14 protein-coding genes are annotated in these 13,912 nt (G+C 64.2%); 10 read left to right on the top strand and 4 right to left on the bottom strand.

Annotated elements, in window-relative coordinates:
• Window positions 1-59 precede the first annotated feature (59 nt).
• The 3 genes from metK to AAHM40_RS17775 form a co-directional block, all read right to left on the bottom strand.
• Window positions 60-1,250, bottom strand: coding sequence for a methionine adenosyltransferase (gene metK, locus AAHM40_RS17785; RefSeq protein ID WP_280283680.1), 1,191 nt, complete (start codon window positions 1,248-1,250; stop codon window positions 60-62).
• A 19-nt stretch (window positions 1,251-1,269) separates the two neighbouring features.
• Window positions 1,270-2,271 carry an ArsR/SmtB family transcription factor gene (locus AAHM40_RS17780; RefSeq protein WP_342245825.1) on the bottom strand — a complete coding sequence of 334 codons (1,002 nt, stop codon included), beginning with the start codon at window positions 2,269-2,271 and terminating at the stop codon, window positions 1,270-1,272.
• 77 nt (window positions 2,272-2,348) lie between these two features.
• Window positions 2,349-3,230 carry a LysR family transcriptional regulator gene (locus AAHM40_RS17775; protein WP_342245824.1) on the bottom strand — a complete coding sequence of 294 codons (882 nt, stop codon included), beginning with the start codon at window positions 3,228-3,230 and terminating at the stop codon, window positions 2,349-2,351.
• A gap of 108 nt (window positions 3,231-3,338) precedes the next feature.
• Between AAHM40_RS17775 and AAHM40_RS17770 the strand changes: the two genes are divergently transcribed.
• The 8 genes from AAHM40_RS17770 to AAHM40_RS17735 all read left to right on the top strand — a co-directional run bounded on the left by AAHM40_RS17770 (window position 3,339) and on the right by AAHM40_RS17735 (window position 11,239).
• Entirely contained in the window at window positions 3,339-4,472 is a 1,134-nt protein-coding gene (locus AAHM40_RS17770) for a TDT family transporter (protein ID WP_342245823.1), read from the top strand.
• A 104-nt stretch (window positions 4,473-4,576) separates the two neighbouring features.
• A complete protein-coding gene (tkt, locus tag AAHM40_RS17765; RefSeq protein WP_342245822.1) occupies window positions 4,577-6,577 on the top strand; it encodes a transketolase in 2,001 nt (666 codons plus the stop codon).
• 110 nt (window positions 6,578-6,687) lie between these two features.
• Window positions 6,688-7,737, top strand: coding sequence for an erythrose-4-phosphate dehydrogenase (gene epd / locus AAHM40_RS17760; protein ID WP_342245821.1), 1,050 nt, complete (start codon window positions 6,688-6,690; stop codon window positions 7,735-7,737).
• 28 nt (window positions 7,738-7,765) lie between these two features.
• Window positions 7,766-8,926, top strand: a complete 1,161-nt coding sequence (locus tag AAHM40_RS17755; protein WP_342245820.1) for a phosphoglycerate kinase — start codon at window positions 7,766-7,768, stop codon at window positions 8,924-8,926.
• A 65-nt stretch (window positions 8,927-8,991) separates the two neighbouring features.
• On the top strand, window positions 8,992-9,186 hold the full coding sequence (locus AAHM40_RS17750) for a hypothetical protein (RefSeq protein WP_028629585.1): 195 nt from the start codon (window positions 8,992-8,994) through the stop codon (window positions 9,184-9,186).
• Between the two features lie 45 nt (window positions 9,187-9,231).
• Window positions 9,232-9,549, top strand: a complete 318-nt coding sequence (locus tag AAHM40_RS17745) for an MliC family protein (RefSeq protein WP_342245819.1) — start codon at window positions 9,232-9,234, stop codon at window positions 9,547-9,549.
• A gap of 122 nt (window positions 9,550-9,671) precedes the next feature.
• Entirely contained in the window at window positions 9,672-10,736 is a 1,065-nt protein-coding gene (gene fba / locus AAHM40_RS17740; protein ID WP_280283671.1) for a class II fructose-bisphosphate aldolase, read from the top strand.
• A gap of 68 nt (window positions 10,737-10,804) precedes the next feature.
• The gene (locus AAHM40_RS17735) at window positions 10,805-11,239 is read left to right on the top strand and encodes a hypothetical protein (RefSeq protein ID WP_342245818.1); all 435 of its coding nucleotides are present in this window, start codon (window positions 10,805-10,807) and stop codon (window positions 11,237-11,239) included.
• Window positions 11,240-11,337: 98 nt separating this feature from the next.
• On the opposite strand, the gene AAHM40_RS17730 is transcribed toward AAHM40_RS17735, so the two are convergent.
• Window positions 11,338-12,009 carry a polysaccharide lyase family 7 protein gene (locus AAHM40_RS17730; RefSeq protein ID WP_342245817.1) on the bottom strand — a complete coding sequence of 224 codons (672 nt, stop codon included), beginning with the start codon at window positions 12,007-12,009 and terminating at the stop codon, window positions 11,338-11,340.
• A gap of 521 nt (window positions 12,010-12,530) precedes the next feature.
• Here AAHM40_RS17730 and AAHM40_RS17725 point away from each other — a divergent pair.
• On the top strand, window positions 12,531-13,025 hold the full coding sequence (locus tag AAHM40_RS17725) for a M48 family metallopeptidase (RefSeq protein WP_342245816.1): 495 nt from the start codon (window positions 12,531-12,533) through the stop codon (window positions 13,023-13,025).
• Window positions 13,026-13,151: 126 nt separating this feature from the next.
• The gene (locus tag AAHM40_RS17720; RefSeq protein ID WP_342245815.1) at window positions 13,152-13,907 is read left to right on the top strand and encodes a substrate-binding periplasmic protein; all 756 of its coding nucleotides are present in this window, start codon (window positions 13,152-13,154) and stop codon (window positions 13,905-13,907) included.
• Window positions 13,908-13,912 lie beyond the last annotated feature (5 nt).

The raw sequence follows: 13,912 nt of genomic DNA, 5'->3' as shown, positions 1-13,912 counted from the left end.
GTGAAGCGCCCAACAAAAAGCCCCGCACCAGGCGGGGCTCTTTGCCGATCGGTCAGGGCTTAGAGGCCAGCGGCAATGCGCAGGGCGTCGGCCTTGTCGGTTTTTTCCCAGGTGAACGCGGTGAAGGTGTCGTCACCGTAGGTCATCTCATAGGGATTGCGGCCGAAGTGGCCGTAGGCCGCGGTCGGCTGGTACATCGGGTGCAGCAGGTCGAGCATCTTGGTGATCGCGTACGGACGCAGGTCGAAGTGCTCGCGAACCAGCTGGACGATCTTGTCGTCGCTGATCTTGCCGGTGCCGAAGGTGTTGATCGAGATGGAGGTCGGCAGGGCCACGCCGATGGCGTAGGACACCTGGATCTCGCAACGCTCGGCCAGACCGGCGGCGACGATGTTCTTGGCCACGTAACGGCCGGCGTAGGCAGCGGAACGGTCAACCTTGGACGGGTCCTTGCCGGAGAACGCGCCGCCGCCGTGACGGGCCATGCCGCCGTAGGAGTCGACGATGATCTTGCGACCGGTCAGGCCGCAGTCGCCCACCGGGCCGCCGATCACGAAGTTGCCGGTCGGGTTGATGTGGAACTGGGTGTCCTTGTGCAGCAGTTCGGCCGGCAGCACGTGCTTGACGATCAGCTCCATCACGCCTTCGCGCAGGTCGGAGTACTTCACGTCGGGGTTGTGCTGGGTGGACAACACAATGGCGTCGATGCCGACGACCTTGCCGTTCTCGTAGCGGCAGGTGACCTGGCTCTTGGCATCCGGGCGCAGCCACGGCAGCAGGCCGGACTTGCGGGCTTCGGCCTGACGCTCCACCAGACGGTGGGAGAAGCAGATCGGGGCGGGCATCAGCACGTCGGTTTCGTTGCTGGCGTAGCCGAACATCAGGCCCTGGTCACCGGCGCCCTGGTCTTCAGGCTTGGAGCGGTCGACACCCTGGTTGATGTCGGGGGACTGCTTGCCAATGATGTTCAGGATGCCGCAGGTGGCGCCGTCGAAGCCGACGTCGGAGCTGTCGTAGCCGATGTCGATGATGACCTTGCGCACCAGCTCTTCCAGGTCGACCCAGGCAGAGGTGGTGACTTCACCGGCGATGATCGCAACGCCGGTCTTGACCAGGGTTTCGCAGGCAACGCGGGCGTGCTTGTCCTGGGCGATGATGGCGTCGAGGACGGCATCGGAAATCTGGTCGGCGATCTTGTCCGGATGGCCTTCGGACACGGATTCGGAGGTAAACAGGGAGTATTCGCTCATCTATCGGTTTTCCTATTCGTTACCGGTGGGTGAGTTCGCTTCGTGAGTCCGGTTTGGCGAAGTGCCGAACCTGAATCTGAAAGCCGTTTCGCAAGCCAATGTAGAGGCTCTCGCCGGGCGTGAGCCCCGCGGCATTGGCCCAACGGGCCAGGTCGTCCTGTTCGAAGCCCAACCATAGATCGCCGCAGGCCTCCCTGGCCCAACTCTGGTTGTGGCTGCACAACTCGGTTACCAGCAGCGCGCCACCTGGCTGCACCCGCTGGGCCAATTGTTTCATCGCATCGGCCGGTGCCGCGAAGTGGTGCAGGACCATGTTCAGCACCACGCAGTCGGCGGCCGCCTGCTCGTCATTCAGGGCATCGGCCAGTCGCAGTTCGACGTTGCCGAGGCCTTTTTCGCTGCAGCGCATCCGCGCCAGTTCCAGCATGGCCGGGCTGTTGTCCAGCGCCGTGACCTGGCGGAAACGCCGTGCCAGGTCCGGCAGGAAGCCGCCGTCTCCAGGCCCGACCTCCAGCGCCGTGGCGCCGGATTCGAAACTCAGTGCGTCGAGCAATGCCAGCACGCTGTCACGGTATTGCGGCAATCCTGCGATCAGGTCTTGCTGCGCCTGGAATTTTTCCGCCGCACGGGCGAAGAAGTCGCGACTCACCGCTTCGCGCTGGGCGTGCACCTCGGTGATGCGTCCAGCGATTTCGGCCGGTAGCTCCAGTTCGTCTACCTCGGCCAGCAGGGCTGCGTGCAACATGCCGCCGACCCGCTCGTTCTGCGCCAGGGCGCGACGGTAGAAAATCGCATTGCCTTCGCGTCGGGTCGCCACCAACCCCGCCTGCGCCAGCACCTTGAGGTGATGGCTCATGCCTGATTGGCCGGTGGCGAAGATCTGTGCCAGCTCCAGCACGCCGAACGAGTCGTTGGCCAGTACCCGCAGCACGTTCAGGCGCAGCGGATCGCCGCCGGCCTTGCACAGGGCGGCCAGCTCGTCGCTGTCGTCATGACGGATCTGGGGTACGCGCAGGCTCATAGGGGGCGCAGTCTAGCCCCCGACCCCGGGTGTCGCAATGCCAATATCAAAAAGTTTTGATATTGGGTGATCGGCGGTTAGCCGGCCTGGCGCACCAGGTCGAGGAAGGCGGCCGGGGCGGGGCTCAGGTTCTGCTTCGGCCGCCAGATGGCATGAAGCGTGCGCTCGATGCGCAGATTCGCCACCTCCAGGCGGACCAGGCGACCGCTGGCCAGCTCCTCGCGAACCATGTGCGGCGACAGCCAGGCAATGCCGTGGCCGTCCTGTACCAGCCTTTTGAGCGCTTCCGTGCTGCCGATGGACATGCGCGGGCGCAATTCGATGCCGCGCTCACGGTAGGCCTGCTCGACGCTGGCGCGCGTGGCCGAGCCCTGTTCGCGCAGGTAGTGGGGCTGTCCGGCGAGGTCTCGTGCATCGAGTTCACTGCGTCCCGCCAGCGGGTGCGCCGGTCCGGCAACCGGAAGCAGGCGGTCACGGTCCAGTAGGTGGCTGGCAAAGGCCTTGTCATCGAAGGCGCCCTCCACGAAGCCCAGGCTGATGCGGCCATCCTCCAGCTGTGCTGCCACTTCGCGTGTATTGCTGACGGCGAGGTCCACCGCCACGGACGGATGCACCTGGTGGAAGCGTTCGATCAGTTCCGGCAGCAGGTAGCTGCCCAGGGTGGCGCTGGCGCCGAGGCGCAGCTCACCGTCATCGAGGCTGGCGAAGTCACGCAGGTCGCGCTCGGCGGCCGCTTCCAGGGCGAAGATGCGCTGGGCGTACTGCAGCAGGCGCCGGCCGCCTTCCGTCAGGCTCACCCCGCGCGGCCGGCGGTCGAACAGGGGCAGGCCGATGCTGGCTTCCAGATCGCGGATTTCCCGGGTTACCGCCGGCTGACTAATGAACAGGTGGCTGGCACCGGCACTGATGCTGCCGCTCTCGGCGACGGCAAGGAAGACCTTGAGGTGGTGTAGGTTCATAAATAAAAGGCATGTGATAGATACTGAATATGTAGTTTTCATATAGCACAGCGCGACCTAGTCTGGCTCCGTCTTTCCCGCTGCGGGATCACCCGACCGGAGTCCACGATGCCACGCCCCTTTACCCGTCTCGCGGAGCCCTTGGCCTTCGTTCGTCAGTTCACGCCCAGTTGGTTCGCCATGACCATGGGCACCGGCGCGCTGGCGCTGGTGGTGGCCGCATTACCCGGGGGCGGGGCATTCGAGGCGCAGCTGGCGGAAGGCTTGTGGTTGTTCAATGCCGTGCTCTTTGGCGGCTTCGCCCTTCTGTTCATTGCCCGCTTCCTGCTGTATCCCGACACGCTGCGGCCGATGCTGTCGCACCCGGTGCAGTCAATGTTCCTCGGCGCCATTCCCATGGGGCTGGCAACCCTGACCAACGGCCTGGTGCTGTTCGGCGTGCCGCGCTGGGGCGATGGGGCGCTCGCCCTCGCTCATGGGTTGTGGTGGCTGGATGTGATGCTGGCGCTGGGGGCGGCGCTGCTGGTGCCCTATCTGATGTTTACACGTCAGGAACACGCCCTGGAGAAGCTCACGGCGGTGTGGCTGCTGCCCATCGTCGCACCGGAAGTGGCTGCTGCTGCAGCCGGGGTGCTGGCGCCGCACCTTGCCCCGGAAGCGGCGCGGCAGGTGCTGCTGGTCGGCTACCTGCTCTGGGGCGTCTCCCTGAGCCTGGCCTTCTCCCTTATCACGCTGGTGCTGTTGCGCCTGGCTCTGCACAAACTGCCGGGCAGCGAGTTTGCCGCGACCAGTTGGCTGCCGGTCGGCCCGTTGGCCACGGGCTGCCTGGGGCTGCTGAGCCTGGGCAAGGCGATGCCCGCCGCTTTTGCCGGCACCGCGCTGGCGGGCGTGGCGGAACTCGCCCGCGATGTCGGTTTGCTCGGCGGCCTGCTGCTCTGGGGCGCTGCGTGCTGGTGGCTGGTGATGGCGCTCTTCTGCACCCGACGCCACTTGCGCCAGGACATGCGATTCAACCTCGGCTGGTGGGGTTTCACCTTCCCGCTGGCGGTTTTCACCCTGGCTACCTTCGAGCTCCAGCGGCGTACCGGAATGGACTTCTTCGGTCCGGTGGGCGCGACGCTGGCCCTCGGATTGGCACTGATCTGGCTGCAAGTGATGGCGCGGACACTGACCGGACTCTGGCACGGAGAGCTGTTCCAGGCGCCCTGCCTTGCGGCTGCCGAGGGGCTTTCGCGTAACTGACCGGCGAACTGCGACCATCTGTGATTGCCCGCGACCTGCTGGCTGGGCGAAAATAGCGGCCTTTTTTCGATTAGCCGTCTATTCAGACCTGCAGGAGATAAGCGATGCCCAGCCGTCGTGAGCGTGCCAATGCCATTCGTGCCCTGAGCATGGATGCGGTGCAGAAAGCCAACAGCGGCCACCCCGGCGCCCCCATGGGAATGGCCGATATCGCCGAAGTGCTCTGGCGGGATTACCTGCAGCACAACCCGAACAACCCCGAATGGCCCAACCGCGACCGTTTCGTGCTGTCCAACGGTCACGGCTCGATGCTGAACTACTCGCTGCTGCACCTGACCGGCTACGACCTCACCATCGAAGACCTGAAAAACTTCCGCCAGCTCGGCAGTCGTACGCCGGGTCACCCGGAATATGGCTACACCGCCGGCGTCGAGACCACCACCGGTCCGCTGGGACAGGGCATCGCCAACGCCGTGGGTTTTGCCATCGCCGAAAAGACCCTGGCTGCCCAGTTCAACCGTGACGGCCACAATATCGTCGACCACAACACCTACGTGTTCCTCGGCGATGGCTGCATGATGGAAGGCATTTCCCACGAAGTCTGTGCCCTGGCCGGTACCCTGGGCCTGGGCAAGCTGGTCGCGTTCTACGACGACAACGGCATTTCCATCGATGGCGAAGTCCATGGCTGGTTCACCGACGATACCCCGAAGCGCTTCGAAGCCTACGGCTGGCAGGTGATCCGCAACGTCGACGGCCATGACGCCGACGAGATCAAGACCGCCATCGAGACCGCGCGCAAGTCCAGCGACCGTCCGACCCTGATCTGCTGCAAGACCGTGATCGGCTTCGGTTCGCCGAACAAGCAGGGCAAGGAAGAGTGCCACGGTGCGCCGCTGGGCAACGACGAAATCGCCCTGACCCGCGCTGCGCTGGGCTGGAACCATGCACCCTTCGAAGTCCCGGCCGACATCTACGCCGAGTGGGACGCCAAGGCTGCCGGTGCCGCCCGCGAGGCCGCGTGGAACGAGCGTTTCGCCGCCTACGCCGCCGCTCATCCGGAACTGGCTGCCGAGTTCCAGCGCCGCATCAAGGGCCAGCTGCCGGCTGACTTCTCCGCCAAGGCCGATGCCTACATCGCTGAAGTTGCCGCCAAGGGCGAAACCATCGCCAGCCGCAAGGCCAGCCAGAACGCCCTGAATGCCTTTGGTCCGCTGCTGCCGGAATTCCTCGGTGGCTCGGCTGACCTGGCCGGCTCCAACCTGACCCTGTGGAAAGGCTGCAAGGGCGTGTCCGCTGAGGATGCCTCCGGCAACTACCTGTTCTACGGCGTTCGCGAGTTCGGCATGAGCGCCATCATGAACGGCATCGCCCTGCACGGCGGCTTCATTCCTTACGGCGCCACCTTCCTGGTGTTCATGGAGTACGCCTGCAACGCCGTGCGCATGGCCGCGCTGATGAAGAAGCGCGTGCTGTTCGTCTACACCCACGACTCCATCGGTCTGGGCGAAGACGGTCCGACCCACCAGCCGGTCGAGCAGCTCGCCAGCCTGCGCTGCACCCCGAACCTGAACACCTGGCGTCCGGCCGACGCGGTGGAATCCGCCGTGGCCTGGAAGTCCGCCATCGAGCGTAATGATGGCCCGAGCGCGCTGATCTTCTCCCGCCAGAACCTGCCTCACCAGACGCGCGATGCCGGCCAGATCGCCGATATCGCCCGCGGTGGCTATGTGCTGAAGGACAGCATTGGGGAGCCGGAGCTGATCCTGATCGCCACCGGTTCCGAAGTCGGTCTGGCCGTCCAGGCCTTCGACAAGCTGACCGCCGCCGGCCGCAAAGTGCGCGTGGTGTCCATGCCGTCCACCAACCTGTTCGATCAGCAGGACGCCGCCTACAAGCAGGCCGTACTGCCGGTGCAGGTTGGCGCGCGCATCGCCATCGAGGCCGCCCATGCGGACTTCTGGTACAAGTACGTCGGCCTGGAAGGTCGCGTGATCGGTATGACCAGCTTCGGTGAGTCGGCCCCGGCCGCCGCGCTGTTCGAGCACTTTGGCTTCACCGTCGACAACATCGTCGGCACCGCCGAAGAACTGCTGGACGTCTGACCCGTCCGTAGGAGCGAGCTCTGCTCGCGAAGCTTTTTTGCTTCGCGCAGGGTTCGCGAGCAAAGCTCGCTCCTACAGGATTTCCTACCTCCCGGTCCTGCGAGCGCACTATGCCCAGCAATCGCCCCTTCAAAGTCGCCCTCAACGGCTACGGCCGTATTGGCCGTTGCGTGCTGCGCGCGCTCCATGAGCGCAGTGGCGAGGCGAGCTTCGAGATCGTCGCGCTGAACGACCTGGCCGACCAGGCCAGCATCGAGTACCTGACCCGCTTCGACTCCACTCACGGCCGCTTCCCCGGCGAAGTGCGTGTGGATGGCGATTGCCTGCATATCAACGGCAACTGCGTGAAGGTGCTGCGCAGCGCCGAACCGGAGGGCATCGACTGGACCGCCCTCGACGTGGACCTGGTGCTGGAATGCTCCGGCCAGTACACCCATCGCCAGCAGGCCGAGCGTTTCCTGGCTGCCGGCGCGCCCCGGGTGCTGCTGTCGCAGCCGATGGCCGGCGAGGCGGACATCGACGCCACCATCGTCTACGGCGTCAACCAGGACAGCCTGACCGGCTCCGAAAAGCTGGTGTCCAACGCCTCCTGCACCACCAACTGCGGCGTGCCGCTGCTGAAACTTCTCAACGAGTCAGTGGGTCTGGAGTACGTCTCCATTACCACCATCCACTCGGCGATGAACGACCAGCCCGTGATCGATGCCTATCACCACGAAGACCTGCGCCGCACCCGCTCCGCCTTCCAGTCGGTGATCCCGGTATCCACAGGGCTCGCCCGGGGTATCGAGCGCCTGCTGCCGGAGCTGACCGGGCGCATCCAGGCCAAGGCTATCCGCGTGCCCACGGTGAATGTGTCCTGCCTGGACATCACCCTGCAGACCGCCCGCGATACCTCGGCCGCCGAGATCAACCGGGTGCTCCGCGAGGCCGCGGAAAGCGGCCCGCTGAAGGGCCTGCTGGCCTACACCGAGTTGCCTCACGCCAGCTGCGATTTCAACCACGATCCCCATTCCGCCATCGTCGATGGCAGCCAGACCCGCGTGTCCGGCCCGCGCCTGGTCAACCTGCTGGCCTGGTTCGACAACGAATGGGGTTTCGCCAACCGTATGCTCGACACCGCAGACCACTATCTGCGGGTTTCCGCTGTTTCTCGTTAACAACCAGCCCCCGTGAAGGACTGACCCCATGACCGTGTTGAAAATGACCGACCTCGACCTCCAGGGTAAGCGCGTACTGATCCGTGAGGATCTCAACGTGCCGGTGAAGGACGGCGTCGTGAAGAGTGATGCGCGCATCCTCGCCTCCCTGCCGACCATCAAGCTGGCACTGGAGAAGGGCGCGGCGGTAATGGTCTGCTCCCACCTGGGCCGTCCCACCGAAGGCGAGTTCTCCGAAGAGAACAGCCTCAAGCCAGTCGCCGACTACCTGAGCAAGGCCCTCGGTCGCGAAGTGCCGCTGGTGGCCGACTACCTCGGTGGCGTTGATGTGCAGCCCGGCCAGGTCGTGCTGTTCGAGAACGTGCGCTTCAACAAGGGCGAGAAGAAGAACGCCGACGAGCTGGCCCAGCAATACGCCGCCCTGTGCGACGTCTTCGTGATGGACGCCTTCGGTACCGCCCACCGCGCCGAGGGTTCGACCCACGGCGTGGCCAAGTTCGCCAAGGTTGCTGCTGCCGGCCCGCTGCTGGCTGCCGAGCTGGATGCACTGGGCAAGGCCCTGGGCAACCCGGCCCGTCCGATGGCCGCCATCGTTGCCGGCTCCAAGGTGTCCACCAAGCTCGATGTGCTGAACTCCCTGTCGCAGATCTGTGATCAGCTGATCGTCGGCGGTGGCATTGCCAACACCTTCCTCGCCGCGGCGGGCTACAAGGTGGGCAAGTCCCTGTACGAGGCTGACCTGGTCGACACTGCCAAGGCCATCGCCGCCAAGGTCAGCGTGCCGCTGCCGGTGGACGTTGTGGTCGCCAAGGAGTTCGCCGAAAGCGCCGCCGCTACCGTCAAGGCCATCGCCGATGTTGCCGATGACGACATGATCCTGGACATCGGCCCGCAAACCGCCGCCCAGTTCGCCGAGCTGCTGAAGTCCTCGAAGACCATCCTCTGGAACGGTCCGGTGGGTGTGTTCGAGTTCGACCAGTTCGGCAACGGCACCAAGGTCCTGGCCATGGCCATCGCCGAAAGCCCGGCCTTCTCCATCGCTGGCGGCGGCGACACGCTGGCGGCGATCGACAAGTACGGCGTGAACGAGCAGATCTCCTACATCTCCACCGGCGGTGGCGCATTCCTCGAGTTCGTTGAAGGTAAAGTGCTCCCGGCCGTAGAGGTTCTGGAGCAGCGCGCCAAGTAAAACGACCTAAACCATGGCTGGCACCCGTGGTCCCTTGAAAGGGGATGCAAAAAGGAGTGCCTGCCATGCGCTACGCTGCGATTCTGCTGTTTCTAGGTGCTGGGTTGCTCGGCTGTTCCGGCGGTAAGCCGTCCAGCACCTGTGAAGTGATGAGCCCGCCCCAGGTGATAATCCCGAGCAATCAGGACGACCAGCGGGTCGAGGCGCAAAGCAGTGGTGATCCCACTGAGAGCAACGAAGGACAACAGCATTGCCCGTGACGGCGCAGTGCCCGGATGGCCGGAGCCATCCCCAAGGAGACGTGGATGAAAGGTTGGTTCGCCCTCGCGGGCTTCGCACTGCTGGCCGGTTGTGCCAGCCAGCAGGCACCCAGCGACGACTGGACCCGCTGGGTCTGCGACAGTCAGACCGAGGTCCTCTGGCGCTTTGCCGGCGCCGACAAGGAGAGTGTCGATCTGCGCCTGGGCGGCGGCGATATCGTCCATCGCTTGAAACGGGAACCCTCAGGCTCCGGCGCGCTCTACAGCGACGGCAACCTGGCCTTCCACACCAAGGGTGACGAAGGCCTGGTCTACTGGGTGGCTACCGATGATCTGATCGGTCGCGGCTGCAAGGCACTTTGATCCGTTTCTGATTCATCCCGGGGTTAGCGGATGACCGCTCCTCTCCGGGAACTTGAACCCGGCCTGCCCCTGCGGCAGGCTTTGTAATTTGACAGCCCACCCACTTGGGAGACTGAAACACCATGGCACTCATCAGCATGCGCCAGATGCTGGATCACGCCGCCGAATTCGGCTACGGCGTACCGGCTTTCAACGTCAACAACCTGGAACAGATGCGCGCCATCATGGAAGCGGCCGACAAGACCGACTCCCCGGTGATCGTGCAGGCTTCCGCCGGTGCCCGCAAATACGCCGGCGCGCCCTTCCTGCGTCACCTGATCCTGGCTGCCATCGAAGAATTCCCGCACATCCCGGTGTGCATGCACCAGGACCACGGCACCAGCCCTGACGTCTGCCAGCGCTCCATTCAGCTGGGCTTCTCCTCCGTGATGATGGACGGCTCCCTGCGTGAAGACGGCAAGACCCCGTCCGACTACGAATACAACGTCCGCGTCACCCAGCAGACCGTTGCCTTCGCCCACGCCTGCGGCGTGTCCGTGGAAGGCGAACTGGGCTGCCTGGGCTCCCTGGAAACCGGCCAGGCCGGCGAGGAAGACGGCGTTGGCGCCGAAGGCATCCTGGATCACAGCCAGATGCTGACCGACCCGGAAGAGGCCGCTGACTTCGTCAAGAAGACCCAGGTGGACGCCCTGGCCATCGCCATCGGCACCAGCCACGGCGCCTACAAGTTCACCAAGCCGCCGACCGGTGACATCCTCGCCATCGATCGCATCAAGGAAATCCACAAGCGCATCCCCAACACCCACCTGGTGATGCACGGTTCGTCCTCCGTACCGCAGGACTGGCTGGCGATCATCAACGAGTTCGGTGGCGACATTAAGGAAACCTACGGCGTGCCGGTCGAAGAAATCGTCGAAGGCATCAAGTACGGCGTGCGCAAGGTGAACATCGACACCGACCTGCGTCTGGCTTCCACGGGTGCCATCCGTCGCTTCCTGGCCCAGAACCCGGCCGAGTTCGACCCGCGCAAGTACTTCGCCAAGACTGTCGAAGCCATGCGCGACATCTGCATCGCCCGTTACGAAGCCTTCGGCACCGCCGGCAACGCCTCCAAGATCAAGCCGATCTCCCTGGATGGCATGTTCGCGCGCTACGCCAAGGGCGAGCTGGTAGCGAAGGTCAACTGACCCCCGACCGCCTTCACGAGGAGCCCCGCAATGCGGGGCTCTTTCGTATCCGGTAACAGGAGTTTCCGATGCGCCTGCCTCTGATGATGGGTTTCGCCTTGCTGCTCGCAGGCTGTGCCGGCCAGCCGCCGACGGCTCCCGCGCCACCGCCTGAGCCGGTTTCCAGCGATCCGCAGCTATGCCTCGATCGCACCGACTGCACCACCAAGACCTCGCGCACGCTGATGTTCGTCTTCGACTACGCCGAGGCGGGCGGCGCCCTGGTACAGCGCAAGGGCGCCTGGCTGTTCACACCTTCGGCGGCGAAGCCCTCTGGCTGGCCGTCGTTGAAGATCCGCCTGGCGGACCCGCCCGCCGGGCGCTTCGAGTTCGCCAGTCAGTGCCCGGCAGACGATTGCCGGATCAGCGAAGGCGATCTGCTCAGGGTTTATCGGAGTTACTTGGCCGATCAGCCTTGCCTGCTGACGGATAGCAAGGCGCTGGCGCGCTGCCTTGGCGAATGAAATCGGCTTTGTCCGTTGCGGGAAACCACATTCCCTGTAGGAGCTGGCTTGCCAGCGAATAGCACCTGTTCGCCAGCAAGCTGACTGCTACGGGGTCCTCAAGGCGCCCGATGCTCGATCTTCAGGCTGTAGAAGGTCGCCGCTCCCGCTTCCGTCTCATACCCCTCGTTGTCCTGTGCATACACCCCCGCCTTGAAGTACAGCGGTTTCGGCGCCCAGGTCGTGGAGAGCTGCTGGCTCCACAAGCTGCCGTTGACCATCACGCTGAGCAGGCCCTTGGGTGACAGGTCGATCACGTAGCTGAAGCGCTGGTTGAGCGGGATACCACTGAGCAACGGGATCACCACGCTGGTTTCGTCGTCGGGTGAGTTGCGTACCTTGGCGACGATGTTGGCGGTCTGCGTCTTGGTCTTGAACTGGTACTCCAGCTTGAGCATGGGGCTGGTGCTGCCGTAGGCGTGGATCTGGCCGATCACCAGCTTGCCGGTGGAGGGTACCTGGCTGACGGCGAGGTTGGCGCTGAGCAGGTTGTCGGCGCTGGGATAGGTCCAGTTGCGCAGCTTGCCGTCGGCGTAGGTCTCGCGCAGTTCGCTGCGCGGGTAGATGGCGTTGGCGGTGGTGCTGCCGTTGACCGGGACCCAGAAGCGCACGGTGGAGCTGTCGTTCTGGAAGTAATAGTCCCGGTAGCCGCCCACCAGCAGCGGGGTTTCGATGGTGACAGCGGGTACGCCTACGGGAAGGGTCAGGTTCCAGGTGGAGAGGTCGATCATCGCGGAGTTCTCGAAAGAATCTTCCGGTCGGGCGCTGCGAGACCACGTCACACGACGGTGTTCCGGCCAAAGTCGCTCGAACCAAAAGTGAAGGTTGCAGGTGGCAGTTGCCCGCCGTTTCGTCCGAAGGCGTTTGGCCGTCTCGCGAGCGCTTTATACGAAGGCACAGGTGCCTTTGTCAGCCACCAATTGTCGACATATTGGCGTCAATAAAATGTCTAAATCGACGCTGGCCAGTATTGCGCTATTGCTTTTCTGTGAGCGGCGAAAAACGGCCGGATATGACTGGCCTTGATGGATAAGGAATTTCTTCTGATGGCCGCGCCGGTTTTTTGGAAGGCTCTGGCTCGGTGCTATCAGCGATACCCGCGGCGGGCCCGAGGGGGAATTTGTTGGGAAATTGAACTGTGTCGCAAAGCCCTTGGGAACTTTTCGAGGTGCATCCGGTTGGTCCGGGAAGCGCTCGCATCTCGCCCGGCTCGGGTAGACTGTCGCGCCTTCCATCCCCCGCTTGCTCTGTCATGACCAGTCTCAAGTACCTCCGCGGCTACCCAGCCAACCTCCAGGATCAGGTTGCGCAGATGATCGACGCCGGCCGCCTGGGCGATTACCTGGAGCGGCGCTATCCGGGCCGCCACGAGGTGCAGAGCGACAAGGCGCTATACAGCTACGCCATGGCGCTGAAGCAGGAACACCTGCGCAACGCCCCGGCGCCGGACAAGGTGCTCTACGACAACAAGCTCGACGTCGTGCACAAGGCCCTGGGGCTGAATACCGCCATCTCGCGGGTGCAGGGCGGCAAGCTCAAGGCGAAGAAGGAAATCCGCGTCGCCTCGCTGTTCAGAGAAGCCGCCCCGGAGTTCCTGCAGATGATCCTGGTCCACGAGCTGGCGCACTTGAAGGAGCGCGACCACACCAAGGCCTTCTACCAACTCTGCGAGCACATGCTGCCCGGCTACCATCAACTTGAGTTCGACCTGCGTGTCTATCTCACCTGGCGTGAGCTGCCCGCCTGACCCGAACTGACACAGGATCACGCTTCATCGATCCACCGTCGGTACTCGGCTCGAGCGCCGGTGGACATGAAAAGCGATGTCGACCCAACTAGGCTCATGGATAGCAGCTGACCGAGGTCCGCGGGCATGCGTCCGAGTTTTCGCACCCTCTGCGTCATTCTCTGGGTGCTGGGCCTGGTCCCCTTCGCCAATGGCCGTGAATTGCTTGCGGTCGGCACCGAGTTCCCCGGAATCTACGTCCTCGACCCGAACGGGGAGCACCGCGGGCTGGGAGTGGACGTGATGCGCGCGATTGCCCGGGAACTTGGCGATGAGGTGCGCTTCGAGATCTATCCCTGGGCCCGTGCGCAGAAGCTGGTGGAGGAGGGACGTGCCGATGTGCTGGTCGGCCCTTACCGCACTGCGGCTCGGGAGCGCCGCTTCCAGTTTGCCGAGCCGGGTTTCTACCGCGACCGCGTGGTCTTCTATGTCCGCAGCGAATCTGAAGTGTCCTGGGATGGCAGCCTGACCAGCCTGATGGGGCAACGTATCGCCATCATCCACGGCTGGAGTTACGGCGAACGCTTTGAAGCCATGCGCGGGCAGCTCGACCTGCACGTCGCGCCGTCGGTCGAGTTGGCCTTCAAACTGCTGATGGCGAATCGGGTCGATCTGGCGGCGAGCAACGAGCGCGATTCCCTGCCACGCATCGAGGCACTCGGCATCGCCGACAAGGTGCGTCGCCTTACCCCAGTGATCGATACCCAGATCGGCTACTTTGCCCTGCCCAGGGACGAATCCCACCGCCAGTTGCGCGACGATATTGGCCGCGTGATGCGGCAAATGCGTGCCGATGGTCGCTTGGCGAAGCTCGCCAGGCCCTACGGTGTAACGCTGCCCTGAACAGG

Origin of the sequence: Pseudomonas sp. OTU5201 (genome assembly GCF_038440135.1) — a bacterium.
Taxonomy (GTDB): domain Bacteria; phylum Pseudomonadota; class Gammaproteobacteria; order Pseudomonadales; family Pseudomonadaceae; genus Metapseudomonas; species Metapseudomonas resinovorans.
This window is presented reverse-complemented; position numbering and strand designations above follow the sequence as displayed.